Consider the following 21,771-nt stretch of genomic DNA (forward strand, 5'->3'; position numbering starts at 1 on the left):
GCCAAAACACCGTGAAAGCCTTCCTCCCATAAAATGCCCCCATGTGGCCCCTCTTCGCCCTGGTCTTAGGCCTCCTGGTGGGCTCCTTCCTGAACGTGGTCATCCATCGTCTGCCCAAAGGGGAGTCCATTGTCTTCCCCCCCTCCCGCTGCCCCCATTGCGGCCACCGCCTTGGCCCTGTGGACCTGGTCCCGGTTCTCTCCTACCTGGTCCTTGGGGGAAGGTGCCGCTACTGCCATCGCCCCATCAGCCATCGCTACCCCCTGGTGGAGGCCCTGACCGGGGGGCTTTTCCTCTTGACAAGCCTCTTTTATCCCCCTTCCTTGGAGACCCTCCTGGTCTTCGCCTTCTTGGGCCTTCTGGTAGCCCTGGCCTTCATCGACCTGGACACCTACGAGCTTCCCGACGGCCTCACCTACGGCCTCCTCTTCCTGGGGCTCCTTTCTGCCTACCTCCTCTCCTTCCCCCGCCCCTTTGTCGAGGCCCTGGACGGGGCCCTCCTCGCCGCCGGGGCCCTGGCCCTTATCGCCGGGTACGGGGGGCTTTTCCTGAGGCGCTTCCGGGAAGGGAGGGCGGAGGTGCCCGTGGGCCCCCACCAGGTGCACATGGCGGCCCTCTTCGGCACCCTCCTGGGACCAGGGGTGGGGATGGCCCTGGCCTTCCTCACCTGGGCCCTTTCGGGGCGCACCGGGAAGGCGGTGGTTCTCCCCGACAGGGTCACCCTGCCCCTTCTGCCCCTTTTCCTCCTCCTCTCCCCCCTCCTGGGCGGGGATTTCCTCGAGGCGCTGAAAGGGACCCTCCTGGCCGCAGGGGGTCTGGCCCTGGCGGGGGGGCTCTACTGGGCCTTGCGCCCCTCACCGCCAGAGACGGAAGAAGAGCCCGTGGCCATGGGCTACGGGGATGTGAAGCTTTTGGGTGCCTTGGGGGCCTGGCTTGGGCTTTACGCCTTCTTGGGGCTCTTCCTGGGGGTCTTCGCCGGGGCCCTCCTGGGCCTCCTCCTCCGCCAGCGCAAGATCCCCTTCGGCCCTTACCTGGCCTTGGGCGGGGTGGTGGCCTTCTTCTTCGGGGAAACCCTATGGAGGGCGTACATGGCCTGGCTAGGCCTATAGTGGGGAGGATGGCGGTGGACCTTCTTCCCATCCTGGCCCAAAGGCGCAGCGTGCGCCGCTTTAAGCCGGTGCCCATACCCGAGGAAGACTTGGAAAAGCTCCTCTTCGCCCTGCAAAGAGCCCCCACCGACGCCAGTGCCCAGCTTTACAGCGCCATCCGGATTACGGACCCCGGGCTCAGGGAAAGGGTGGCCCAGCTTTCCGGTAACCAGGAGCACATCCGCCAGGCAGCGGAGTTCTTCGTTTTCCTGGCGGACGTCCATCGCCTGGAGAGGCTTCTCGCCTATCGGGGGGAAAGGATGGCCTTCTGGCCCAAAACCGCCTTGCACTTCGCCCTCTTAGATGCAGGGCTTGCCGCCAGCTACCTGGCCCTTACCGCTGAGGCCTTAGGTTACGGGGTCTGCTTCATCGGGGGGGTGCTGAACGGGGTGGAGGAGCTCATCAACCTCCTGGAGCTTCCCAAAGGGGTCATCCCCGCGGTGGGCCTGGCGGTGGGGGTGCCGGACGAGGCGGGCCCCCCCAGGCCCCGGCTTCCCCGGAGGCTGGTGGTGCACGAGAACCGCTACCGCCCTTACGGGCCTGAGGACCTGGAAGCGGGCTTCCAGGCCATGGCCCCCTACAGCCGCGTGGGAGACTGGGGGAGGGTGCTCAAGCGCTACTTCGCCCAGGGCGGGGCCATGGAGGGGCGGGAAGGACCTTATGGCCGGGCCCTCGCCCGCCAGGGCTTTGACCCCGACCTGCCCCAAGGCGCCCCCTTCTACTCCCTGGGAGCCCTCCTGGAGGAGGCCCTGAGGGAGGCCCGGGGGGTGCTCTTCCGGGAGGGAGAGGCCTGGCTGGAGCGGGAGACCGAGGCCTTCCGCGGGGAGGGTCGGCCCGGGGAGGCCCTCCTCACCGCCCTCGGGAAGGCCCGGGGAGAGATCAAAGACTGGCCCTGAGGCCCCGGCGGGCACCTATTTCCCCGCCTCCTGCACCACCCGCCGGGCGCCCCGGTAGGCCTTCTGATAGAAGGGGGCCTCGAGGCTCTCGATGACCACCCGGCTCCCGTAGCTAGAGGCGTGGGCGAAGACACCCCGGCCCAGGTAGATGCCCACGTGGTCCACTTCCTTGCCCCCGAAGCTGAAGAAGACCAGGTCCCCAGGGCGCAGGGTGTCCGCCGGAGGCAGGGTGCGGAACTGTTCCCGGCTGGTGCGGGGCAGGGCCACCCCCAGCTCGGCGTAGACCTGGGCCACGAAGGCGGAGCAGTCCAGGGAGGTGGGGGAGCTGGCCCCATACTTGTAGGGCACCCCCAGGTAGCGGAGGACCACCTTCAGAAGGGGGCTTTCCGGGTCGTAGTCCTCCTTGGCGTCCGAAGGGGGCTCCGTTTGGCGTTCCCCAGGAAGGGCTGCAGGGGCCTCCTCCCCCGGAGCTAGCGCCTGACCGGAGGCCCCAGGAAGCTTGAGCACCTGCCCCACCCGGATCTCCGGGGAAGCGAGGCCGTTGAGGCGCATCAGGTCTTCCACCGTGGTGCCATAGCGCCGGGCCAGGGAGAAGAGGGTGTCCCCGGGGGCCACCACGTGGGTGCGCTCTGTTTTCTCCGGGAGCCTGAGCACCTGGCCGGGTTGGATGAGGAAGCTCTCCAGCCCGTTCAGGCGCATGAGCTCCTCCACCGTGGTGCCGTAGCGCCGGGCCAGGGAGAAGAGGGTGTCCCCAGGAGCCACGGTATGGGTCTGGGCCAGGGCCAGGGAGAGGAAGAGGGCCAGAACCAGACCGCGGGGCATGGCCCCATTCTATGCCCGCCGCGCCCCTTGGCCTCCACCAAAGGGTGTGCTACAATCCCTGGAGGCGGGGGCCGTTAGCTCAACTGGCAGAGCACCGGTCTCCAAAACCGGGGGTTGGAGGTTCGAGTCCTTCACGGCCCGCCAAACGGCCCTTCGGGGCCTTTTTTCGTTATGGGCGCGTATCAGGTCCTCATCGTGGGGGCGGGCTTCGCGGGGAGCGAGGCCGCCTACCGGCTGGCGCAAGAAGGGGTGCGGGTGGGCCTCCTCACCCAGAGCCTGGACTCGGTGATGATGCCCTTCCTCCCCCCAAAGCCCCCCTTTCCCCAAGGGAGCCTGCTGGAAAGGGCCTATGACCCCAAGGATGAGCGGCTTTGGGCCTTCCACGCCCGGGCCAAGTACCTGCTGGAGGCCGAAAGGAACCTGCACCTTTTCCAGGCCACGGCCACGGGCCTCCTCTTGGAGGGAAGCCGCGTGGTGGGGGTGAGCACCTGGGAAGGCCCCCCGGTGGAGGCGGAACGGGTGGTGCTGGCGGTGGGGAGCTTCCTGGGGGCTAGGCTCCGGATAGGGGAGGTGGAGGAGGAGGCGGGGAGGCTTTCCGAGGCCAGCTACCCCGACCTTTTCCAGCACCTCCTGGCCCTGGGCTTCCGCTTCCTGGAGCGGGAGGGCGAGGTACCCGAAACCCCCACCACCCCGGGCTACCGGGTGCGCTACCACGCCTTCCACCCTGAGGAGTGGGAAGCGGCCACCTTCCGCTTGAAGCGGCTAGAGAGGCTCTACGGCCTAGGGCTTTGCGTGCGGGAAGGGGACTACGCCCTCATGAGCCAAGAGGGCCTGCGCCTGGCGGAGCACCTTCTCCATGAGCTTGGGTAGGGGCTTCTCCCAGGGGTCCTCCCCCTCCCCTTCCCAGGGGGCCAGGTAGACCTGGACCTCGAGGCGGCGGTGGGTGAGGGCGTGGCGCACCTTCCCCGCAGGCCTGGGGGCCACCCCGAAGGCCTGGGCCCGCTCGGGGAGCTCCTCCAGGGGGAAAAGCGGCACCCCGTATAGCCCTTGGAAGCGCCCGGAAAGCCGCTCCAGGTGGACCCCCTTCCGCCCCAGGAGGACCAAAGCCGCCAGGGCCTCCTCCCGGACGGCCCGACGCCGGGGCCTGGGGTAGCGCTCCGGCTCCTCCTGGCCCCGGCAGAAGGCCCTAAGGGGGCAGGCCAGGCAGCGGGGGGCTTTGGGGAGGCAGACCATGGCCCCCAGGTCCATGAGGGCCTGGTTCCAAACCCCCGGGTCTTCCCCTTGCGGCAGAAGGCGTTGCGCCAGGTCCTGAAGCACCTTAGGGGCGGGGTCTTCCAAGGCGAAGAGCCGGGAAAGGACCCTCCTTATGTTCCCGTCCACCGCCGCCACCCGCTCCCCAAAGGCCATGGAGGCCACCGCCGCCGCAGTGTAGGGGCCGAGGCCGGGAAGCTTCAGGAGCTCGGCGTAGCTTCGGGGCAGGGCCTCCACCTCCTGGGCCAGGCGGTGGAGGTTCACCGCCCGGCGGTAGTAGCCCGCCCCCTGCCAAACCTTGAGCACCTCCTCCAAGGAGGCTGCCCGCAAGGCGGCAAGGGTGGGGAAGCGCTCCAGGAAGCGGCGGTAGTAGGGCATGGCCTGCTCCACCCGCGTCTGCTGGAGGAGGACCTCGGCCACCAAAACCCGGTAGGGGTCCTTCTCCCCCCGCCAGGGAAGGGTACGGGCCTGCTCCCGGTACCAGGCGAGGAGGGCCTTCTGCCAGGCTTCCATGGGAAGTAGGACCTTCGCGGTCAAAGGGAAAAGAGCCGCCGGTGTTCCACCATGAGGCAACGGTCCGCCACCACCAGGAGGCCCGCCTGCCTCAAGGCGGCCTCAAAGGCAGGGTGGCGGATGCCCGACTGGAGCCACACCATCCCAGGGCGGAGGGCCAGAACCTCCTCCAGATGGCCCATGAGGGCCTCCGGGGGGCGGAAGATGTCCAAGATGTCCACGGGCTCGAGGATCTCCCCCAGGCTTCCCGCCACCTTGGTCCCGAAAAGCTCCTCTCCCCTAAAGCGGGGGTTCACGGGCAGGAGGCGGTAGCCCTGCTCGAAGAGGTACTTGGGCACGTAGTGGGCAGGGCGAAGGGGATCCTTGTGGGCCCCGAGGACGGCGATGGTGCGCGCCCTTTCCAAGTAGGCTTTGAGCTCCGCATCCGTCATGGCCGGTAGTCCAAGGGGCGGAGGTAGAACTCCCCGATGGCGGTGGAGGAAAGAAGCGCCACGGTGGGCAGGGCCCGCTTCCAGTGGGTGCGGTTCACCCGCTCCTTGACCCGCGCGATCTCCTCAGGGGTGTAGCCCAGGCTCTCGATGTAGGCGTCAGGGTAGCCCTTCAGGTAGTGCTCCAGGATGACGTCGGCCCGCAGGTAGCGCACCCCCAGGTCGGCCTCGTCCGTCTGGCCCGGGATGAGGTCGGCGGTGGGGGCCTTGGCCACCACCGCCTCGGGCACCCCAAGAAAGCGGGCCAGGGCCCAGACCTGGGTCTTGTAGAGGTCCCCCAAGGGGTTCACAGGGGGGGTATCGTCCCCGTGCCAGGTGAAGTAGCCGAAAAGCCTTTCCGTCTTGTTGCCCGTGCCCAAGGGCAAGGCCCCGTAGGCCTGGGACTTGTCGAAGAGCACGATCATGCGGGCCCGGGCCATGACGTTGCCCTTGCGGTGAGGGGTGAGGTCCGGGGTTTGCGTGGCGTAGCCCTCCACCATGGGGGTGATGTCCACCTCCTCCAGGGCCACCCCAAAGGCCTCCGCCACCAGGTGGGCGTGCTCCCGGGAAAGGGGGCTACTTTCCCGATGGGGCAGGAAGAGGGCATGGACCCTTTCAGGCCCCAGGGCCCGCACCGCCAGGGCTAAGGTGGTGGCGGAGTCCACCCCTCCCGAGACGGCCACGACGGCCTTTTCGTAGCCCCGCCAGGCGAGCTCTTCCCGTATGAAGCGGGTGAGGAAGTCAGCCACCAGGGGCCAGTTGAGCTCTAGGGTCTCCTGGGCCTTGGGAGCTTCCAGAACGGTCATCTTCCCTCCTTTTGCAGCACCCGTTCCAGGTCGGGAAGGAGAAGGGGCAAGGCGGCCTGCAGGTCGGAAAGGAGGGGGCTATCGTAACGCACAGGGGGGATGCGTTCCCGGTCCAGGGCGAAGAGAAGGGCCGCTTCCTCAAAGAGGGGGGCCTCCGCCAGGATCCGCCCTTCGGGCCCCACCGCCAGGCTCCCTCCGCTCATCCCCTTCCCCGCCTCAAACCCCACCAGGCTGGAGAGCACCACGTACACCCCGTGCTCCGCCGCCACCGCCCGGGCCAGGGTGCGCCAGCGCTCCACGTTTTCTGGGCGCTCCCCATGGAAGCCCCGAGCCGGGCTGGCCGCAGGCACGTAGAGGACCTCGGCCCCGTCCAGAGCGGCGATGGCCGCGGTGATGGAGTGCCAGAAGTCCTCGCAGATGAGGATGGCCGCGCGGCCAAAGCGGGTCTGGAAGGCCCCCACCCGGCTTCCCCGGGCCAGGTAGCGCTCCTCGTCAAAGACCCCGTAGGTGGGCAGGAAGACCTTGCGGTGCACGTGGACGATGCGGTGGGGAAGCTCCAGGTAGGCGGCGCTGTTGTAGTAGGCTCCCTCGTCCCGCTCGTAAAAGCCCACCACCACGTCCAAAAGCCCCTCGTACCCCGCCCGCCGGTGGACCTCGGAGAGAAGCTCCAAAAGCTCAAACCGGGTCAGGGTCAGCTCCCGCACCCCCCCTTGCAGGAAGTAGCCGGTGAGGGCGGCCTCGGGCAGGACCACCACCTCGGGGGCGTGGGAGCGGAGGGCTTTCAGGTGGCCCTCGAGGCGGGCCAGGTTCTCCTTCAGCCTGGCCTTCTCAGGGCGGAACTGCAGTATGGCGTGCCGGATCACAGACCTATCCTACGCTTCAGGAAAGGACCAAACCGGGCTCCAGGTAAAGCTTGGGGTCGGCTTCCGGGAAGGGGTTATCCCGCTCCTCCAAGGCCTTGAGCTCCTCCGGGGAAACCCCCTGGAGGAGACGGAAGAAGGCCTCGGCATGCCCCTGGTAGCGCTCCTTGGCATACTCCGCCGCCTGGCCGGTATCGATGAGGAAGGGCCAATCGGAGGCCTCGAGGAGCAGAAGCTCCCGCATGGCCTGCTGGAGCACCCTTGGGGGCAGGCTTCCCCGGCGCACCGCCTCCCGCATGGCCCCCTCCGCCCGGTAGACCAGGCGCCAGTAGTCCAGGGTTCCCTCGCTGAGCCAAACCCGGTGGTCCCCACCTCGGCCCCAGGAGCCCTCGGGCAAAGCGGCCCGCACCGCCTTGCCCTGCACCGCCTCCTTGGCCGTCACCGCCCGCACCCCTTCCGCCCGGACGAGAAGCCGGAGCACCTCTTCCAGCCAAGCCACCCCCTCGTACCACCAGTGGCCGAAGAGCTCGGCGTCGTAGGGGGCAAGGATGACCCCATCCGGGTGCTGCCGGGCCAGGCGCTCCAAGAGCCCCACGAAGTGAGCGGCGTGCTCCCGCACCTTGGCGAAGGCCGCCTCGGGGTCGTAGGGGGCCTTCTGGGCCAGGTCCGCCTGCCGGTGGGTCACCCGCCAGTGGTGGAGGCCGGAAAGGGGGTCCTTGCGGTGGAACTCCCGGTAAAGCCCCTCCCCGGGGTAGCCGTGGTCCGCGCTCCAGACCTGGAGGGCGGTCTCCTGGTTGCGGGCCAGGACCCGCAGGCCCGACTCCAGCTCGTGCACATAGAAGGTGGCCTCGGCGCTCTCCACCTCCAAGGAGGCCTCCCCGTAGGGGGAAAGGGCCTTCCCCCCCTGGACCAGATGGGCGTCCACGAAGGTGTAGCGGATGCCCGCGCGCATCAGAAGCTCGTCCACCCCGGCCCTGAAGCCCTCCCTCGCCCCCTCCACCGGAGGCTTCCAGAAGCCCCTAGGCCGGTAGGCCATCTCCGGAAGCCAGTAGCCCGTGGGGTCCTTGGCGAAGTGGCGGCGGTAGGTGGCCACCCCCGTCTTGATCTGGGCCCAGAGGGCCTCGTCGTATCCCAGAAGCGGAGAGTAGCCGTGGGTGGCGCTGGAGGTGAGGAGCTCCACCTGCCCCCGCTCCTGGGCCCGGCGGAAGGCCTGGAGGAGGTCGCCCCCTAGGTGGTGGAAGTGGTCCAGGGTGAGCTCCCAGAAGGCCACCTGGTGGCGGGCGCTGGCCTCGAGGTCCGTCCCCTGGTAGCGCAGGTAGTCGCCCTGGGCCCGCTCCAGGCGGTCCTTGGCGTAGGCGCGGAAGCCCTCCTTGATCCGGCCGTCGGCCAGCTGCTCCGCCAGGATGGGGGTGATGCCCAGGGTGAAGCGGGCCTCCACCCCCTCCTGGTGAAGCCTCTCCAAGGCCCGCAGGAGGGGCAGGTAGGTCTCGGCCATGGCCTCGTACAGGGTCTCCTCCCCAAAGGGCCACATCCCGTGGGAGCGCACGTAGGGGAGGTGGGCGTGGAGGACCAGGGCGAAGCGCGCCATGGGTCTAGCGTACCACGGTGCCCTCCCCGGCCAGGGCCCGCCTGATGGGGTTTTCCACCCGGGCGTCGGCGAAGACCACCCGCTTGACCCCACCCCGCACCGCCTCCACCGCCCCCATCACCTTGCGCTTCATCCGCCCCTGGGCTAGGGCCAGGTACTCGGGGGCCTCCACCTTTTCCACGGGGATCTCCCGCACCAGGCTGGCCTCGTCGGGGTAGTTGGCCAAAAGGCCGGGCACGTTGGAGAGATAGACCAGGGCCTCGGCCCCATAAGCGGTGGCCAAGAGGGCCGCCACCTGGTCCCCATCGGTGTTGATGGCCTCCCCCTCGTAGCTGATGGCGGGAGGGGTGATCACGGGCAAATACCCCGCCTCGAGGAGGAGGTCCAAAAGGGCCCGGTTCACCCGCTCCACGGTGCCCGTGTAGTCCCCGCGGTGGATCTTCACCTTGCCGTCTTCCACGTACTTCACCGCGGTCTTCCTGCGCCCTTCCAGAAGCCTCCCGTCCACCCCGGAAAGCCCGAGGGCGTTCACCCCTTCCTTCTGCAACAGCTCCACCAACCGCTTGTTGGTGAGGCCGCAGTAGACCATGAGGAAGATGTCCAGGGTTTCCTTGTCCGTGAGGCGGCTCACCTGCCCCCCAGAGTGGGTGAGGAAACGGGGCGGGTGGCCCAGGGCCTCCGCCACCCGGTTGGTGAGGGCGCTCCCCCCGTGCACCAAAAGAAGCCTCACCCCCTCCTTCCACAAAGCGGCGGCGTCCTTAGCCACCGCCCCGTAATCGATGCCCTCGGCACCGCCCACTTTCACCACGATCACGGCAATACCTCCAGGTACTCTAGCCCCTTGGGCCGAAAACGCAGAAAGTGCCTGCGGTCCAGGGTCAGCACCCGCCGCACCCGGTGCCGTTCGGCCAGGGCCACCAGGCTAGCGTCCACGAAACCCACTTCGGGATGAGCGACCATGAGTTCCAAAGTCCGCTCCAGCTCGGGCATACCTAGAGGAAGGAGCACGCCTTCTCCCCGCAAAAGGCCTTGGAGAAAACGCTCCACCGGGCCTGGCCCCAGGTGCTTCCTAGCCAGATGATCCACCTCGGGAAGCACGGTGATGGGCACCAGAAGCTGCCCTCGGAGCAACCCCCGCGCCACCTGGTGTAAGGGATGCCTCCGGTCCAGAAGCACCAAGATGCCGCTGGTGTCCAAAAGGAGGCTCAAGCCTCCTCCTCCAGGGCCCGAAGGAGCTCCTCCTCGTCCCGGTCAATGTAGCCCGGATCCCTACTCTCCCCCACCCCCACCCACGAGGGAAGTACCCCCTCCCTCTTGGCCTCGGCGAAGCGCTCCAAAGCTTCACGGATCAGCTGGGCCTTGGAACGCCCCTCCCGCCGGGCCAGCTGGGAAAGGAGAAGGTCCAGCTCCTCGGGCAAGTAGAGGGTGGTCCGCTTCATGGCGTATATGCTAGCACCTACTCTGCCCCAGCCTCAAGGATGGAGCCCGGGAAACTCCAGCCCCAGGGTCTCAGGCCAGCCCATGCGGATGTTGAGGGCCTGCAGGGCGTGGCCGGCGGTGCCCTTCACCAGGTTGTCGATGGCCGCCATGACCACCAGGCGCCCGGTGTCCTCCTCTAGCTCGAAGCCGATGTCCGCGTAGTTGGTGCCCTGGACGAAGCGGGGGTCCGGGTAGCGGTGCACGCCTTTCTTCTGCTTGACGATGCGGATGAAAGGCTCCCCCCCATAGGCCTCCCGGTAGGCCTGCCACACGTCCCGCTCGCTCCAGCCGTCCAGGAGAAAGGCCTGGGCGGTCATGAGGATGCCCCGCACCCGGTCGGTGGCGATGGCAGTGAGGTGGACCTCGGGACGGCCGGGCAGGTGCTCCACCACCTCGGCGGTGTGGCGGTGGCCCGTGGGCTTGTAGACCCGGAGGGAGCCCGCCCGCTCGGGGTGGTGGCTGGCTGGGCTGGGCTCGGCCCCCGCCGCCGAGGTGGAGATGAGGAGGGTGACGAAGATGGGTCCTGGCTTGAGCACGCCCCCGCGGAGGAGGGGGTAGAGCCCCAGGATGGTGGCAGTGGCGTTGCACCCCGCCCCCGCCATCCAGTCCGCTTCCCGCAAGCGGTCCCGGTAGAGCTCGGGCAGGGCGTAGACGAAGCGGCCCAGAAGCTCGGGCCGGGGGTGCTCCCCGTAGTACTTGCGGTAAAGCTCGAGGTCCTTGAGGCGGAAGTCCGCGGAGAGGTCGATGAGGATGGGGGCTAAGCTGGCGTAGCGCTCAAACTCCTGGGCGAAGACCCCGTGGGGCAGGGAAAGGACCAGGATGTCGGCGGGCTCCAGTTTCTCCGGGGGGATGAACTTCAGGTTGGTTCTGCCCCGCAGGTTGGGATGGACGAAGGCCACGGGCTCCCCGGCGAAGCGCCTCGAGGTCACCTGCTTCACCTCCAGATGGGGGTGGCCGAGGGCCAGGCGCAAGAACTCCCCCCCCGCGTAGCCCGAGGCCCCCACGATGGCGAGGGTCTTCTTATCCACGGGCCACCTCCCAGGCGTAGCGCAGGATCTCCCCGGGGATGTCCACCCCGGTGGTGTGCACGGAGTTCTTGAACTCCATGGTGTGGTTCACCTCGTTCACCAAAAGGCCCCGCTCGGACTCAAAGAGGTCGATGGCCACCACCCCGCCCCCCACCGCCTGGGCCGCCCGCACGGAAAGCTCCGCGATCTCCGGGGTTACGGGGCAGTTTTCCGCCTGCCCGCCCCGGGCGGTGTTGGTGATCCAATGCTGGCTGCGGCGGTAGATGGCGGCGATGGCCCGATCCCCCACCACGAAGACCCGGATGTCCCGCCCGGGCTTCCTTACGTACTCCTGGAGGTAGAGAAGCTGGTGCTGGAAGCCTCCTAGAACCTCCTTGTGCTCCAGGATGGCCTCGGCGGCCTCCCGGTCAGTAATCTTGGCGAGAAGCCTTCCCCAGCTCCCGATCACGGGCTTCAGCACCACGGGATAGCCCCATTCCTCCATGAGCTTCAGGGCCTCCTCCGCATCGGTGAGGAGGGCGGTTCTGGGCTGGGGCAGGCCATGGCGCTCCAAGGCCACGCTGGTGGCCCACTTGTCCCCGCAGGTTTCCATGACCTCGGGCCGGTTCACCACGGGGATGCCCAAGGCGGTGAGGTACCGGGCCACGGCCAGGCCCCGGCTCTGGCTCACGCACCGCTCCAGGGCTACCGTGACCCCTTCCAGCTCCTTGGGCCTCTCCCCCAAGACCATGCGCAGGGCGGGGGCGTAGACCTTTTTGTAGGGGATGCCCAGGGCCTCGGCCCGCTCAAAGAGCATCTTTTCGTCGGGGCGGATGCGGTCGTACAGGATGGCCAGCATGGCGATGGCTCTTCCCCCTTCCAAGAACCCCCAGGCCGGGCTTCAGCCCGGTCCTGGGCCTCGAGGCTCCCTACCCTAAGGGGATAGCCTCACTCTCCCCAGTCCTCCGCCTCCTCCGGGGCGGGCTCCAGGCGAAGGGGGTCCAGCCCCACCACCTCCAGCTCCGCGCCGCAGTCCTCGCAAACCAAAAGCTCTCCCAGTTCCGGGTTCTCCAGGGTAAGCTCCGCACCGCACTCAGGGCAAGTGGCTACCATTCCTCGTCCTCCTCCTCTATCTCACTCCAGTCGGGGATGAAGCGGAAGCCGCACTCGGGGCACTGCACCTCCTGGCCCCGGTCCTCTTCGGACACCTCCAGGGTGTACCCGCAACGGGGGCAGTCCACGAAGAAGCCCTCTAAGCCCTCCTCCGTCACCTCCACCTCCAAAGGGTCCAGGGAGACCACCTCCAGGAAGGCCCCGCAGGCTTCGCACTCCAAGACGTCCCCCACCTCGAGGGTCTCCAAGTCTTCGGCCAGCACCACGCTGGCCTCGCCGCACACCGGACAGGTGATCTCCAGGTCCTCCATGAGCCCAGTCTACTCCCCCGGGAAGCGGCCGTGCTTCTTGTAGTAGTCCAGAAGCGAACCCTCCTTGAGCGCCTCCAGGAGGAAGGGGGGTGGGGGGCGGAGCTGGAAACGCTCTTCCCCCCTCCGCAACACCCCCCCTTCCAGGTCCAACTCCACCTCGTCGCCGTCCTCTAGCGCATCCACCACCTCCTCCGACTCAAAGGGAATGATCCCCAGGTTCACCAGGTTGCGGAAGAAGATGCGGGCGTAGCTCTTGGCGATCACCGCCCGGATGCCGAGGCGCTTCAAGGCCTCGGGGGCGTACTCCCGGCTAGAGCCAAGCCCCGCGTTCCTCCCAAAAACCAGGATGTCCCCGGGCCTTACTTCTTTGGAGAACTCGGGCCGCAGGTGGGCGAAGGCAAAGGTGTGGAACCGGTCCTCCCCCACCATGAAAGGAGCGTACTTGCCGGGAAGGATGTCATCCGTGTTGATGTGGTCGCTAAACTTCCAAACCCTAGGCATGGGCTTCCTCCTGAGGCAAAGAGGCTAGGTCCTCGGGGGTGGCGATATACCCGGCCACGGCGCTGGCCGCGGCCACCCGGGGGCTCGCCAGGTAGATCTCGGCGTCGGGCGCCCCCATCCGCCCCCGGAAGTTGCGGTTGCTGGTGGACACGCACACCTCCCCCGGGGCCAAAACCCCCATGTGCCGCCCCATGCAGGGGCCGCACCCCGGGGTGCCGATGGTAGCCCCAGCCTGAAGGAGGGTCAGGAGGGTGCCGTCCCGGGCCGCCTCTTCCAAGACCTGGGAGCTGGCGGGGATGACGAGAAGGCGCACCCCCGGGGCCACCTTCCGCCCCTTGAGCACCTCAGCGGCGGCCCTCAGGTCCTCGATGCGCCCATTGGTGCAGGTGCCGATGAAGACCTGGTCCACCCGCTTGCCCCGGACCTCGGCCACCTCGTGCACGTTGTCCACATAGAAGGGTACGGAAACCCTGGGAGAGAGGGTGGAAAGGTCGATCTCCACCTCCCGCACGTAGCGGGCGTCGGGGTCGGGGTAGAGCCAATCGGGCACCCGGTAAAGCTGCAGGATCTCCCCCGAGGGCACCACCAGCCCCGCCTTGGCCCCCGCCTCCACCGTGAGGTTGGCCAGGGTCATGCGCTCCCCCCGGCTCAAGGACTCCGCCCCGTCCAGGAGGTGGATCTCCACCGCCATGTAGGTGGCGCCCTCGGCGGTGAGGAGGCGCACCATCTCGAGGGCGGCGTCCTTGGCGGTGACCCCTCTAGGAAGCCTCCCCCGGAAGGTCACCTTGACGCTTTCCGGCACCCTGAACCAGGTACGGCCACTGGCGGCGGCCAGGGCGATGTCCGTGGCCCCCATCCCCGTGCCGAAGGCCCCCACCGCCCCGTAGGTGGTGGAGTGGGAGTCCGAGCCCACCACGATCCAGCCCGGCTGGGCTAGGCCCTCCTCCACCAGCACCTGGTGACAGACCCCCCGGCCCACGTCAAAGACCCGGATGCCGTGCTTATGCCCCCACTCCCTGATCTCCTTTTGGGCCTTGGCCACCTCGAGGTTCGCCGCCGGGGCCACGTGGTCGATGACGATGGAAACCCTTTCCGGGTACCGGGGGGTGGCCCCCAGGTACTCCAGGCGCCGGAAGAAGCTCCCGGCGATGGAGTCCACCACCATCACCTGATCCACCTCCACCACAAGAAGCTCCCCCGCCCGCGCCTCTCTTCCCGCCTTATGGGAGAGGATCTTTTCCGCCAAAGTCAGGCCCATGCCCGCCTCCTATACTGAGGGTATGACCTACACCGCCCTCGTCTATGAGGACCCCGAAACCCCGGGCACCTGGATCGCCGAGTTTCCCGCCATTCCCGAAGCCCATTCCTTTGGCCGAACCCCCGAGGAAGCCTTGGACCACGCCAAAGAAGCCTTGGAGTTGGTACTGGCTTACCTGAAGGAAACAGGCCGCTCTCTTCCTCCTGATGTCCGCACGGTGCAGGTGGGGATAGATGCCGCCTAGACCCGAGGAGGTAGCCAGAAAACTTCAGCGCCTGGGGTTCGTGGAGCGCATGGCCAAAGGAGGGCATCGGCTTTACGCCCACCCCGATGGCCGGATAGCCGTGATACCCTTCCACAGCGGAGAGCTTCCCAAGGGCACCTTCAAAAAGATCCTGAAACAGGTTGGCCTCACCGAGGAGGAGTTCCGCCAACTCTAGCCTCATGCCGTGATCCACTCCCTAAGGATCCGGTCCAGCTCCTCCAGGGTGAGCTGGCCCCTATCCGCCAGAGCCTTGATGTGCTGGGTGATGCGGGCCAGTTCCTCCTCCCCGTAATGGAGGCCAAGCTCCTCCGCCCGCGCCTTGATGGCGTGCCGCCCGGTGAGCTTGGAGGCGATGATGAGCTTGCGCCGCACGCCGAAGACCTCCGGCGGGTAGGGCTCGTAAGACTCCGGGTTGAGGTAGATAGCCTTGAGGTGCATCCCCGCCTTGTGGCTGAAGGCCGTCTCCCCGGTGATGTAGTTGTTGAAGGGGACCTCAATCCCCACCATCTTGGCCACCATGCGGTCCAGCTCAGGGAGCATCTCCAGCCGGTACTTGCCCTTTACGTACTCGGGCTGCAGGGTGTACATGCGGGCCAGGAAGCCCCCCAAAGGGGTAATCCCGTTCCGCTCCCCGATCCCCAGGATGGTGGTGTCCACATGGGTGGCCCCCGCCTCAATGGCCTCAAAGGCGTTGGCGATGGCGCAACCCGTGTCGTTATGGCCGTGGAACTCGATGTCCACATGAGGCCCCACCACCCGCCTCACCTCCCGCACCAGGGCGTAGACCTGCCTTGGCGTGGCGATGCCCACGGTGTCCGCCAGGCCCACCCGGTCCACGTAGGGGGCGATGGCCTCGTAGATCTGCAAAAGGTCGTGCTCGTCGGAGCGGAAGGTGTCCTCGGCAGAGAAGCGCACCTCCACATGGGGAGCGGCCTCGCGGATGAACTGGATGACCTCCCGGGCCTCTTCGATGATCCGGGGGATGTCCCGCCCGTGGGCCGCCCGCAGGTACTTGCTGGTGCCGAAGAGGAGGTCGATGCCCTGGACCCCGGTTTCCACCGCCACCTTGGCCGCATCCAGGCGGGTCTGGATGTGGGTCACCACCTTAGCCTTCAGGCCCAAGGAGGCCAGCACCTCCGCGTCCTTGCGGGACTGGGGGGAGGCCATGGGGGTGGTCACCTCAATGTACTCAATCCCGAAGGCGTCCAGGGCCTTGGCGATCTCAATCTTGTCCGCCGTGGAAAAGTTGGCCCGCTCGAACTGCTCCCCTTCCCGCAAGGTGGAATCGATGATCTTCCATTCCCGCATGCGCCCCTCCCCAAAAGAAAACCGGCCCGAACTCGGGCCGGGGGATAAGAAACCCTTAGAGGGCTATCCTACCCCCCGGCGACCGAGTTTTTTCTCTAGGGCCAGCATCTTGCCTGTAAGGGTATACGAAAGGGCGCATTTTGTCAACGCCCAAACCGCCTCTCGCGGGCCTGATAGCTCCTTAGGGCCCGCAGGAAGTCGATTTTGCGGAACTCGGGCCATAGCACGTCGGCGAAGTAGAACTCCGAGTAGGCGGACTGCCAGAGGAGGAAGCCGGAAAGCCGAATCTCCCCCGAGGTGCGGATGATGAAGTCGGGGTCAGGGAGGCCTGCGGTGTAGAGGTACTGGGCGATGGCCTCGGGGGTGAGGGTTTCGGCCACCTCTTTGGGGGAGCGCCCTTGCTCCCCGGCCTCGAGCAAAAGCCGCTTCACCGCATCCACGATCTCCTCGCGCCCCCCGTAGCCCATGGCGATGTTGAGGACCATCCCCTGATGGTGGCGGGTGCTCTCCTCAAGGCGGGTGAGGGCCTTCAGCACCTCCTCGGAAAAGCCTTCGCGCCGCCCGATGACCCGGACCTGCACCTGGTGTTCCAGGATGCGGTGGTCCTCGGCCATCCTTTCGGCCTCCCGCACGAAGAGGCGCATGAGGGTCTCCACCTCCTCGGGGGAGCGCTTGAAGTTGTCGGTGGAAAAGACCCAGACCGTGACGGTGCGGATGCCCATCTCCAGGCACCACTCCAGAACCTCATAGGCCTTGTGCACCCCGAACTCGTGCCCCTTGGTGGGCGAGAAGCCGAGAGCCTTGGCGTAGCGGCGGTTCCCGTCCAGGATGAGGCCCAGGTGCTTGGGAACCGGGCCTCCTTTCACCTCCTTCAGGAGGCGCCTTTCGTAGAGCCAGTAGAGGGGCCGGGTGAGGGAAAGGAGGCGGCGGAGCATACCCTCTCCACCCTAAGCCGGGGGGATGAGAAAGGAAAGGGCTAGCGGTATAGCTCCCGGGCGATGATGTGGCGTTGGATCTCCGAGGTGCCCTCGTAGATCTCCGTCACCTTGGCGTCCCGGTAGTAGCGCTCCACCCGGTAGTCCCGGTGGTAGCCATAACCCCCAAGCACCTGCACCGCCTCCCGGGTCACCTCCACCGCCACCTGGCTGGCGAAGAGCTTGGCGGCGCTGGCCTCGAGGGTGAACCGCTCCCCCTGGTCCTTTTTGCGAGCTGCCTCCAGGACCAGGGCCCGGGCAGCGGCAATCTTCACATGCATGTCCGCAATCTTGAAGGCGATGGCCTGGTGCTCGCGGAGCTTCCTGCCAAACTGCTCCCGCTGGTCAGCGTAGGCCTTGGCGATCTCAAAGGCCCCCCGGGCGATGCCCACCGCCTGGGCCGCCACCCCGATGCGCCCCGAGTCCAAACCCGCCAGGGCGTAGGCCAGGCCCCGCCCCTCCTCCCCCAGGAGGTTCTCCTCGGGGACGAAGACCTCTTCCAGACGCACCTCGGCGGTGTGGGCGGCGTGGAGGCCCATCTTCTCCTCGGGGGGGCCGAAGGAAAGCCCTGGGGTGTCCTTCTCCACCAAGAAGGCGCTGATGCCCCTCTCCGTGCGGGCCATGACCACGTACAGCTGCGCCTGGCCCGCGGAGGTGATCCAGCTTTTGGTGCCGTTCAGCACGTAGCCCCCGGGAACCCTCCTGGCCTCCGCGCGGATGCTGGCCGCATCCGAACCCGCATGGGGCTCGGTGAGGCAGAAGGCCCCGATCCACTCCCCCCGGGCCAGGGGGAGGAGGTATCTGCGCCGCTGCGCCTCGGTGCCGAAGCGAAAGAGCATGTACTGGGGAAGCCCGCTGGTCACGGAAACGATCACCGCCACGCTGGGGTCAGCGGCGGCGATCTCCTCGAGGGCCAAAGCCCAGGTGACGGAGTCCAGGCCCGCACCCCCCCAGGCCTCGGGGGTGGTCATGCCCAGAAAGCCGAGCTCCGCCAGGGCCTTGAGCTGAGGCCAGGGGTACTTGCCCTCCCGGTCGTACTCCGGGGCCAGAGGGTAGAGGACCTCCTTGGCCAGCTTGCGCACCGTGTCCAGAACCAGCCTTTGCTCCTGGGTCAGGGTCATCAGCCCTATCGTATCACCGCACTTGCGCAAAAAAACGCCATGCTTCCGCCTGGCAGGGGACGCACAGCCCTAACCCCCCCACCTGGGGCCCCCACGGGGACAGAGTCCGCGTGGGGTGGTCTCACTCCCCCCAGCGGGGGGACCGCTGGGCGCTTAAGCCTAGGTGGTCCAAGATGCGCTGGGTGATGAAGCCCAAAAGATCCCCAATCTCCTTGGGCCGGTGGTAGAAGCCCGGGCTTGCCGGCAGGACCACCGCCCCCGCCTCGGCCACCTGGACCATGGCCCTCAGGGTGGGGAGGGGCAGGGGGGTTTCCCGGGGCACCAGAACCAGCGGGCGCCGTTCCTTCAGGTGCACGTAGGCCGCCCGGGTAAGGAGGGTGTCCGCCAAGCCTAGGGCGACCTTGCCCAAGGTGGTAGCCGAGCAGGGCACCACCACCATCCCCCGGGTGGGGAAGGAGCCTGAGGCGATGGGGGCCCCCAGGTCGCTGTCCTTGTAGACCCGGCTCGCCAAAGGGTAGAGGTCCTTGGGGCTAAGCCCCATCTCTTCCCACAAGACCCTTTTGGCCCCCTGGGAAACCACCAGGTGCACCTCCGCCAGGCCCCTTAGGGCCTCGAGGAGGTCCAGGGCGTAGGGCATGCCGCTGGCCCCCGTAAGGCCCACCACCACCCGGGGAAGCCCGCTCATGAGCCTCATGCTACCCTGGTCCCCGCCCGCGCCCTGTAACCGCGAAATAAAACCCCAGGCCCCTTGGGCCTGGGGGGCACCCCGTGGGGCGGGGGCTTACTTCAGCTCCACCACCGCGCCCACGGCCTCGAGCTTCTTTTTGATCTCCTCGGCCTCGGCCTTGGCGATCCCCTCCTTGACGGGGCCGCCCTTCTCCGCCAGGTCCTTGGCCTCCTTGAGCCCCAGGCCGGTGATGGCGCGAAGCTCCTTGATGACCTCCAGCTTCTTGGCCCCCGCGTCCTTGAGGATCACGTCAAACTCGGTCTTCTCCTCCACGGGAGCCGCCGCAGCCGCCGCCGCAGGCGCCGCGGCCACGGCCACGGGGGCCGCCGCGGTCACGCCCCAGGTCTCCTTGAGGACGTCGATGAGCTGCTTGAGTTCCAAAACCGTAGCCTGAGAAAGCTCTTCCTTGATGCGTTCAATGTCCAAAGCCATCTTCTACCTCCTACGCCGCCTTCTTCTCCGCGTACGCTTCCAAGATGCCTACCAGCTCGCGGGCCACACCGCCCAAGATCCCCACGAACTCCGCCATGGGGGCCTGCAACACGCCCACGAGCTCCGCCCGGAGCTCGTCCATGGTGGGGAGCTCCGCCAGCGCGGCCACGTCCTTGGCCGTGAGCACCTGGCCCTGCAGGAGCCCGCCCTTGGCCTCGGGGATGCCCTTGGGGTTCTTCTTGGCAAACTCCGAAAGGGCCTTGGCCGCGGCCACCGGGTCCCCATAAAAGACCACGGCGCTTGGGCCCTGGAGGCCATCCAGCTCGGGCAGGCCAAGCTCCTTAAGGGCGATGCGGATCAAGGTGTTCTTGGCCACGAAAAGCCGGGCCCCCTTCTCCTTTAGGGCCTGGCGCAGGGCGTGGGTCTCCTTGGCGGAGAGCCCCTGGTAGTTCACCAGGAAGAAGGAGCCACGGGCCCGCTCAAGGTTCTCCTTGAGGGCGGCAAGAAGCTCAACGTTGCGCTTGTTTGGCACGCCTTCCTCCCTTTCGGGGCAGGGGAACCCCGGCCGACTTTTTTGGGCTTCTCGAGAAACGCTCCCCCTCAAGCGCCTCGGCGGGATGTTTAAGGCCTTTAGCCCCCCGCTGTCTTTGGCCTGGGCGCCGCTCGCGCCCGGGGTGCCATAGGTGAGTTTAAAGGGCAAAGGGCCAGGGGTCAAGCTGGCCCCTGGCCCCAAACCCACGAGGGCTTAGGAATGAGGGTTGATGCGGATGCTGGGCCCCATGGTGCTGGTCACGTAGACCGTGCGCAAGAAGGTGCCCTTGGCCGCCTCGGGCTTGCTGGCCTCGAGGGCCCGGAGGAAGGCCCGGATGTTTTCGGCAATCTTCTCCGGGGGGAAGCTCGCCTTGCCCACGGGGGCGTGGATGGCCCCGGTCTTGTCGTTGCGGAACTCGATGCGGCCCGCCTTGATCTCGCGGATGATCTCCCCGATGTTGAAGCCCACGGTGCCGGCCTTGGGGTTGGGGAGGAGGCCCCTGGGACCGAGGATCCGGCCCAGCTTGGAGCCCACCGCCCCCATCACGTCCGGGGTGGCCACCACCGCGTCGAAGTCCATCCAGCCATCCAGGATCTTCTGGATGATCTCCTCCCCGCCCACGTAGTCGGCCCCGGCCTCCTCGGCCTCCTTGATCTTCTCCCCCTTGGCGATGGCCAGAACCCGCACCTGCTTGCCCAGGCCATGGGGCAAGGAAACGGTGCCGCGCACGTTCTGGTCGGACTTGCGGGGGTCAATGCCCAGCTTGGCGTGGACCTCCACCGTCTCGTCAAACTTGGCCGTGGCCAGCTCCTTCACCAGCCGGGCGGCCTCGTCAATGGTGTAGACCTTGGCAGGGTCCACCTTCTCCAAAAGGGCCCGGTAGCGCTTGCCGTGCTTAGGCATCCTTCACCTCCGGCGCGCCCACCACCTCCACCCCCATGGAGCGGGCCGAGCCCGCGATCATGCGGGCAGCGGCCTCGAGGTCGGTGGTGTTCATGTCGGGCATCTTCTGCTTGGCGATCTCCAGAACCTGCTGCCAGGTGATGCGGCCCACCTTCTCCCGGCCGGGCTTATGAGCCCCCTTCTCCAGGCCCGCAGCCTTGCGGATGAGGTAGCTGGCGGGCGGGGTCTTGGTGATAAAGGTGAAGGAGCGGTCCGCGTAGATGGTGATCTCCACGGGGACGATGGCGTCCCCCATGTTGGCGGTGGCCGCGTTGAAAGCCTTCACGAACTCCATGATGTTGGCCCCGTGCTGACCCAAGGCCGGGCCCACAGGGGGCGCGGGCGTGGCCTTGCCCGCGGGCAGCTGCAGCTTGACTACGGCAACGACTTTCTTCATTTTTCCCTCCTAGGCTCCCCCCAAGTTGGGGGTACAGACGCCTTTTAGGCCTTGACCACCTGGGAGAAGTCCAGCTCCACAGGGGTCTCGCGCCCGAAGATGGTGACCATGACCTTGACCTTCCCCTTCTCCGGGTTGATCTCGGTCACGGTGCCGGTAAAGTCCGCGAAGGGGCCGGAGACCACCCGGACCTGGTCGCCCTCCCGGAAGGCCACCTGGGCCTTGGGGGCCTCCCGCTTCCCCAAAAGGCCGGAAACCTCCAGGATGTGCCGCACCTCGTCCGGGGAGAGGGGCACGGGGCGGGTGCCTGCCCCCACGAAGCCGGTGATGCCCGGGGTACCCCGCACCACCTCCCAGGCCTCGTTGGGCTCCTCCTCATCCCCCAGGTCCATCTGCACGAAGAGGTATCCGGGGAAGAGCTTCTTTTTGACGACTTCCTTCTTGCCCCCCTCGCGGAGCTCCACCACCTCCTCCGTGGGGATGAGGACCTGGAAGATCTTGTCCTCCATGCCAAAGGCCCTAACCCGCTTCTCCAGGTTGGCCTTGGCCTTCTCCTCCTGCCCCACGTAGGTGTGGACCGCGTACCATTCAATGCTCATCGCAGAAGCCCTATCAGGAAGCGGAAAACCAGATCGTATAGCCCCAGGACCAGCATGGAGGCCAGGGTGAAGACCAGAATGGCCTGGGTTCCCTCCACGATCTGCTCCCGCGTGGGCCAGGTAACCCGGGAAAGCTCCGCCCGGGCTTCCTGGAAGTAGCGGACAATCCGGCCCAACATCAGATCTTCACTTCCTTGTGGACCGTGTGCTTATCGCACCAAGGGCAGTACTTCTTGAGCTCCAGCTTGGAGGTAGTGTTGCGCTTGTTCTTCTCGGTGGCGTAGTTGCGGCGCTTGCACTCGGTGCACTCCAAGAGCAGCTTGATGCGGACCTCGCTGGCCATGCCTCACCTCGCTAGGGTGGGGGGAGGCAAGCCTCCCCCCAAGGCTCACTCCAGGATCTTGGTGACCACGCCGGCGCCCACGGTCCGCCCACCCTCCCGGATGGCAAACCG

At 67.2% G+C, this 21,771-nt stretch carries 32 protein-coding genes and 1 tRNA gene; 6 read left to right on the top strand and 27 right to left on the bottom strand.

Translation table 11 applies throughout. The features are described 5' to 3' along the window. Window positions 1-41: 41 nt before the first annotated feature. Both L1088_RS09020 and L1088_RS09025 read left to right on the top strand, forming a co-directional pair. Window positions 42-1,109 carry a prepilin peptidase gene (locus L1088_RS09020; RefSeq protein ID WP_234554661.1) on the top strand — a complete coding sequence of 356 codons (1,068 nt, stop codon included), beginning with the start codon at window positions 42-44 and terminating at the stop codon, window positions 1,107-1,109. Between the two features lie 8 nt (window positions 1,110-1,117). Next, a complete protein-coding gene (locus L1088_RS09025) occupies window positions 1,118-2,044 on the top strand; it encodes a nitroreductase family protein (RefSeq protein ID WP_267961170.1) in 927 nt (308 codons plus the stop codon). Window positions 2,045-2,059: 15 nt separating this feature from the next. Here L1088_RS09025 and L1088_RS09030 read toward each other — a convergent pair whose 3' ends face one another. Further along, window positions 2,060-2,866, bottom strand: a complete 807-nt coding sequence (locus tag L1088_RS09030; protein ID WP_234554663.1) for a C40 family peptidase — start codon at window positions 2,864-2,866, stop codon at window positions 2,060-2,062. A gap of 68 nt (window positions 2,867-2,934) precedes the next feature. Between L1088_RS09030 and L1088_RS09035 the strand changes: the two genes are divergently transcribed. Together L1088_RS09035 and L1088_RS09040 are read left to right on the top strand one after the other, a co-directional pair. Next, window positions 2,935-3,010, top strand: a tRNA-Trp gene (locus tag L1088_RS09035). Between the two features lie 27 nt (window positions 3,011-3,037). Next, window positions 3,038-3,736, top strand: coding sequence for an FAD-dependent oxidoreductase (locus L1088_RS09040; protein ID WP_135260976.1), 699 nt, complete (start codon window positions 3,038-3,040; stop codon window positions 3,734-3,736). On the opposite strand, the gene L1088_RS09045 is transcribed toward L1088_RS09040, so the two are convergent. From L1088_RS09045 to L1088_RS09110, 14 genes are all read right to left on the bottom strand, one after another. Next, window positions 3,647-4,630 carry an A/G-specific adenine glycosylase gene (locus L1088_RS09045; protein ID WP_234554665.1) on the bottom strand — a complete coding sequence of 328 codons (984 nt, stop codon included), beginning with the start codon at window positions 4,628-4,630 and terminating at the stop codon, window positions 3,647-3,649. The genes L1088_RS09040 and L1088_RS09045 overlap by 90 nt on opposite strands. A 20-nt stretch (window positions 4,631-4,650) precedes the next feature. Beyond that, the gene (locus tag L1088_RS09050) at window positions 4,651-5,061 is read right to left on the bottom strand and encodes a CoA-binding protein (protein ID WP_234554666.1); all 411 of its coding nucleotides are present in this window, start codon (window positions 5,059-5,061) and stop codon (window positions 4,651-4,653) included. Beyond that, window positions 5,058-5,903 (bottom strand): NAD+ synthase, encoded by an 846-nt coding sequence (locus tag L1088_RS09055; protein WP_135343794.1) that lies wholly within the window; start codon window positions 5,901-5,903, stop codon window positions 5,058-5,060. The genes L1088_RS09050 and L1088_RS09055 overlap by 4 nt, the downstream gene beginning before the upstream one ends. Then, the gene (locus tag L1088_RS09060) at window positions 5,900-6,766 is read right to left on the bottom strand and encodes a nitrilase-related carbon-nitrogen hydrolase (protein WP_234554667.1); all 867 of its coding nucleotides are present in this window, start codon (window positions 6,764-6,766) and stop codon (window positions 5,900-5,902) included. Before L1088_RS09060 ends, L1088_RS09055 begins: the two co-directional genes overlap by 4 nt. Window positions 6,767-6,782: 16 nt before the next feature. After that, window positions 6,783-8,351: a 1,4-alpha-glucan branching protein gene (locus tag L1088_RS09065; protein ID WP_234554668.1), complete on the bottom strand. Its 1,569-nt coding sequence runs from the start codon at window positions 8,349-8,351 to the stop codon at window positions 6,783-6,785. Between the two features lie 4 nt (window positions 8,352-8,355). Continuing rightward, window positions 8,356-9,165, bottom strand: a complete 810-nt coding sequence (locus L1088_RS09070; protein WP_234554669.1) for a [LysW]-aminoadipate kinase — start codon at window positions 9,163-9,165, stop codon at window positions 8,356-8,358. Continuing rightward, on the bottom strand, window positions 9,162-9,560 hold the full coding sequence (locus L1088_RS09075) for a type II toxin-antitoxin system VapC family toxin (protein ID WP_135257412.1): 399 nt from the start codon (window positions 9,558-9,560) through the stop codon (window positions 9,162-9,164). Before L1088_RS09075 ends, L1088_RS09070 begins: the two co-directional genes overlap by 4 nt. Beyond that, complete coding sequence (locus L1088_RS09080) at window positions 9,557-9,790, bottom strand: ribbon-helix-helix domain-containing protein (RefSeq protein WP_135257411.1); 234 nt, start codon at window positions 9,788-9,790, stop codon at window positions 9,557-9,559. Before L1088_RS09080 ends, L1088_RS09075 begins: the two co-directional genes overlap by 4 nt. 33 nt (window positions 9,791-9,823) lie before the next feature. Further along, window positions 9,824-10,858: an N-acetyl-gamma-glutamyl-phosphate reductase gene (argC, locus tag L1088_RS09085; RefSeq protein ID WP_234554670.1), complete on the bottom strand. Its 1,035-nt coding sequence runs from the start codon at window positions 10,856-10,858 to the stop codon at window positions 9,824-9,826. Beyond that, a complete protein-coding gene (lysX, locus tag L1088_RS09090; protein ID WP_234554671.1) occupies window positions 10,851-11,696 on the bottom strand; it encodes a lysine biosynthesis protein LysX in 846 nt (281 codons plus the stop codon). Before lysX ends, argC begins: the two co-directional genes overlap by 8 nt. 89 nt (window positions 11,697-11,785) lie before the next feature. Beyond that, the gene (lysW, locus tag L1088_RS09095) at window positions 11,786-11,950 is read right to left on the bottom strand and encodes a lysine biosynthesis protein LysW (protein WP_038040644.1); all 165 of its coding nucleotides are present in this window, start codon (window positions 11,948-11,950) and stop codon (window positions 11,786-11,788) included. Next, window positions 11,944-12,261, bottom strand: a complete 318-nt coding sequence (locus tag L1088_RS09100) for a paraquat-inducible protein A (protein ID WP_234554672.1) — start codon at window positions 12,259-12,261, stop codon at window positions 11,944-11,946. The genes lysW and L1088_RS09100 overlap by 7 nt, the downstream gene beginning before the upstream one ends. A 9-nt stretch (window positions 12,262-12,270) precedes the next feature. Beyond that, a complete protein-coding gene (locus L1088_RS09105) occupies window positions 12,271-12,762 on the bottom strand; it encodes a LeuD/DmdB family oxidoreductase small subunit (protein ID WP_234554673.1) in 492 nt (163 codons plus the stop codon). Beyond that, on the bottom strand, window positions 12,755-14,020 hold the full coding sequence (locus L1088_RS09110; RefSeq protein ID WP_234554674.1) for a 3-isopropylmalate dehydratase large subunit: 1,266 nt from the start codon (window positions 14,018-14,020) through the stop codon (window positions 12,755-12,757). Before L1088_RS09110 ends, L1088_RS09105 begins: the two co-directional genes overlap by 8 nt. A gap of 22 nt (window positions 14,021-14,042) precedes the next feature. Between L1088_RS09110 and L1088_RS09115 the strand changes: the two genes are divergently transcribed. Both L1088_RS09115 and L1088_RS09120 read left to right on the top strand, forming a co-directional pair. Then, on the top strand, window positions 14,043-14,264 hold the full coding sequence (locus L1088_RS09115) for a type II toxin-antitoxin system HicB family antitoxin (protein WP_234554676.1): 222 nt from the start codon (window positions 14,043-14,045) through the stop codon (window positions 14,262-14,264). Continuing rightward, window positions 14,254-14,460 carry a type II toxin-antitoxin system HicA family toxin gene (locus L1088_RS09120; RefSeq protein ID WP_234554678.1) on the top strand — a complete coding sequence of 69 codons (207 nt, stop codon included), beginning with the start codon at window positions 14,254-14,256 and terminating at the stop codon, window positions 14,458-14,460. Before L1088_RS09115 ends, L1088_RS09120 begins: the two co-directional genes overlap by 11 nt. 2 nt (window positions 14,461-14,462) lie before the next feature. On the opposite strand, the gene lysS is transcribed toward L1088_RS09120, so the two are convergent. The 12 genes from lysS to L1088_RS12560 all read right to left on the bottom strand — a co-directional run. Beyond that, window positions 14,463-15,593: a homocitrate synthase gene (lysS, locus tag L1088_RS09125; protein ID WP_234554679.1), complete on the bottom strand. Its 1,131-nt coding sequence runs from the start codon at window positions 15,591-15,593 to the stop codon at window positions 14,463-14,465. Window positions 15,594-15,736: 143 nt separating this feature from the next. Further along, a complete protein-coding gene (locus L1088_RS09130; protein WP_234554680.1) occupies window positions 15,737-16,528 on the bottom strand; it encodes an isoprenyl transferase in 792 nt (263 codons plus the stop codon). Window positions 16,529-16,569: 41 nt separating this feature from the next. After that, window positions 16,570-17,688 carry an acyl-CoA dehydrogenase family protein gene (locus tag L1088_RS09135; RefSeq protein WP_234554681.1) on the bottom strand — a complete coding sequence of 373 codons (1,119 nt, stop codon included), beginning with the start codon at window positions 17,686-17,688 and terminating at the stop codon, window positions 16,570-16,572. Window positions 17,689-17,809: 121 nt separating this feature from the next. Beyond that, window positions 17,810-18,382 carry a UbiX family flavin prenyltransferase gene (locus L1088_RS09140; protein ID WP_234554682.1) on the bottom strand — a complete coding sequence of 191 codons (573 nt, stop codon included), beginning with the start codon at window positions 18,380-18,382 and terminating at the stop codon, window positions 17,810-17,812. A gap of 87 nt (window positions 18,383-18,469) precedes the next feature. After that, window positions 18,470-18,847, bottom strand: a complete 378-nt coding sequence (gene rplL / locus L1088_RS09145; RefSeq protein ID WP_038048835.1) for a 50S ribosomal protein L7/L12 — start codon at window positions 18,845-18,847, stop codon at window positions 18,470-18,472. 10 nt (window positions 18,848-18,857) lie between these two features. Then, window positions 18,858-19,379, bottom strand: coding sequence for a 50S ribosomal protein L10 (rplJ, locus tag L1088_RS09150; protein ID WP_234554683.1), 522 nt, complete (start codon window positions 19,377-19,379; stop codon window positions 18,858-18,860). 213 nt (window positions 19,380-19,592) lie between these two features. Beyond that, window positions 19,593-20,282, bottom strand: coding sequence for a 50S ribosomal protein L1 (rplA, locus tag L1088_RS09155; protein WP_234554684.1), 690 nt, complete (start codon window positions 20,280-20,282; stop codon window positions 19,593-19,595). Then, window positions 20,275-20,718 (bottom strand): 50S ribosomal protein L11, encoded by a 444-nt coding sequence (rplK, locus tag L1088_RS09160; protein ID WP_015716108.1) that lies wholly within the window; start codon window positions 20,716-20,718, stop codon window positions 20,275-20,277. The genes rplA and rplK overlap by 8 nt, the downstream gene beginning before the upstream one ends. 44 nt (window positions 20,719-20,762) lie before the next feature. Next, complete coding sequence (gene nusG / locus L1088_RS09165; RefSeq protein ID WP_038048827.1) at window positions 20,763-21,317, bottom strand: transcription termination/antitermination protein NusG; 555 nt, start codon at window positions 21,315-21,317, stop codon at window positions 20,763-20,765. Continuing rightward, window positions 21,314-21,496, bottom strand: a complete 183-nt coding sequence (secE, locus tag L1088_RS09170) for a preprotein translocase subunit SecE (protein ID WP_038048825.1) — start codon at window positions 21,494-21,496, stop codon at window positions 21,314-21,316. Before secE ends, nusG begins: the two co-directional genes overlap by 4 nt. Then, complete coding sequence (gene rpmG / locus L1088_RS09175) at window positions 21,496-21,660, bottom strand: 50S ribosomal protein L33 (RefSeq protein ID WP_038048822.1); 165 nt, start codon at window positions 21,658-21,660, stop codon at window positions 21,496-21,498. The genes secE and rpmG overlap by 1 nt, the downstream gene beginning before the upstream one ends. Before the next feature lie 45 nt (window positions 21,661-21,705). Then, on the bottom strand, window positions 21,706-21,771 hold a 66-nt coding region (locus L1088_RS12560), incomplete at its 5' end, for an EF-Tu C-terminal domain-related protein (protein ID WP_164835696.1).

The organism is Thermus caliditerrae (assembly GCF_021462525.1).
Taxonomy (GTDB): domain Bacteria; phylum Deinococcota; class Deinococci; order Deinococcales; family Thermaceae; genus Thermus; species Thermus caliditerrae.

Bases quoted from the DNA above. Each gene is read 5' to 3' on its own strand.
- L1088_RS09025 (WP_267961170.1), top strand. From the start codon at position 1,118: ATGGCGGTGGACCTTCTTCCCATCCTGGCCCAAAGGCGCAGCGTGCGC.
- L1088_RS09110 (WP_234554674.1), bottom strand. From the start codon at position 14,020: ATGGGCCTGACTTTGGCGGAAAAGATCCTCTCCCATAAGGCGGGAAGA.
- secE (WP_038048825.1), bottom strand. From the start codon at position 21,496: ATGTTGGGCCGGATTGTCCGCTACTTCCAGGAAGCCCGGGCGGAGCTT.
- rplK (WP_015716108.1), bottom strand. From the start codon at position 20,718: ATGAAGAAAGTCGTTGCCGTAGTCAAGCTGCAGCTGCCCGCGGGCAAG.
- L1088_RS09080 (WP_135257411.1), bottom strand. From the start codon at position 9,790: ATGAAGCGGACCACCCTCTACTTGCCCGAGGAGCTGGACCTTCTCCTT.
- rpmG (WP_038048822.1), bottom strand. From the start codon at position 21,660: ATGGCCAGCGAGGTCCGCATCAAGCTGCTCTTGGAGTGCACCGAGTGC.
- L1088_RS09055 (WP_135343794.1), bottom strand. From the start codon at position 5,903: ATGACCGTTCTGGAAGCTCCCAAGGCCCAGGAGACCCTAGAGCTCAAC.
- L1088_RS09130 (WP_234554680.1), bottom strand. From the start codon at position 16,528: ATGCTCCGCCGCCTCCTTTCCCTCACCCGGCCCCTCTACTGGCTCTAC.
- L1088_RS09140 (WP_234554682.1), bottom strand. From the start codon at position 18,382: ATGAGGCTCATGAGCGGGCTTCCCCGGGTGGTGGTGGGCCTTACGGGG.
- lysX (WP_234554671.1), bottom strand. From the start codon at position 11,696: ATGCTGGCCATCCTGTACGACCGCATCCGCCCCGACGAAAAGATGCTC.
- L1088_RS09105 (WP_234554673.1), bottom strand. From the start codon at position 12,762: ATGCCTAGGGTTTGGAAGTTTAGCGACCACATCAACACGGATGACATC.
- L1088_RS09050 (WP_234554666.1), bottom strand. From the start codon at position 5,061: ATGACGGATGCGGAGCTCAAAGCCTACTTGGAAAGGGCGCGCACCATC.
- L1088_RS09030 (WP_234554663.1), bottom strand. From the start codon at position 2,866: ATGCCCCGCGGTCTGGTTCTGGCCCTCTTCCTCTCCCTGGCCCTGGCC.
- L1088_RS09120 (WP_234554678.1), top strand. From the start codon at position 14,254: ATGCCGCCTAGACCCGAGGAGGTAGCCAGAAAACTTCAGCGCCTGGGG.
- L1088_RS09065 (WP_234554668.1), bottom strand. From the start codon at position 8,351: ATGGCGCGCTTCGCCCTGGTCCTCCACGCCCACCTCCCCTACGTGCGC.
- L1088_RS09040 (WP_135260976.1), top strand. From the start codon at position 3,038: ATGGGCGCGTATCAGGTCCTCATCGTGGGGGCGGGCTTCGCGGGGAGC.
- L1088_RS09115 (WP_234554676.1), top strand. From the start codon at position 14,043: ATGACCTACACCGCCCTCGTCTATGAGGACCCCGAAACCCCGGGCACC.
- nusG (WP_038048827.1), bottom strand. From the start codon at position 21,317: ATGAGCATTGAATGGTACGCGGTCCACACCTACGTGGGGCAGGAGGAG.
- rplA (WP_234554684.1), bottom strand. From the start codon at position 20,282: ATGCCTAAGCACGGCAAGCGCTACCGGGCCCTTTTGGAGAAGGTGGAC.
- lysW (WP_038040644.1), bottom strand. From the start codon at position 11,950: ATGGTAGCCACTTGCCCTGAGTGCGGTGCGGAGCTTACCCTGGAGAAC.
- L1088_RS09045 (WP_234554665.1), bottom strand. From the start codon at position 4,630: ATGGAAGCCTGGCAGAAGGCCCTCCTCGCCTGGTACCGGGAGCAGGCC.
- L1088_RS09135 (WP_234554681.1), bottom strand. From the start codon at position 17,688: ATGACCCTGACCCAGGAGCAAAGGCTGGTTCTGGACACGGTGCGCAAG.
- L1088_RS09100 (WP_234554672.1), bottom strand. From the start codon at position 12,261: ATGGAGGACCTGGAGATCACCTGTCCGGTGTGCGGCGAGGCCAGCGTG.
- L1088_RS09020 (WP_234554661.1), top strand. From the start codon at position 42: ATGTGGCCCCTCTTCGCCCTGGTCTTAGGCCTCCTGGTGGGCTCCTTC.
- rplL (WP_038048835.1), bottom strand. From the start codon at position 18,847: ATGGCTTTGGACATTGAACGCATCAAGGAAGAGCTTTCTCAGGCTACG.
- lysS (WP_234554679.1), bottom strand. From the start codon at position 15,593: ATGCGGGAATGGAAGATCATCGATTCCACCTTGCGGGAAGGGGAGCAG.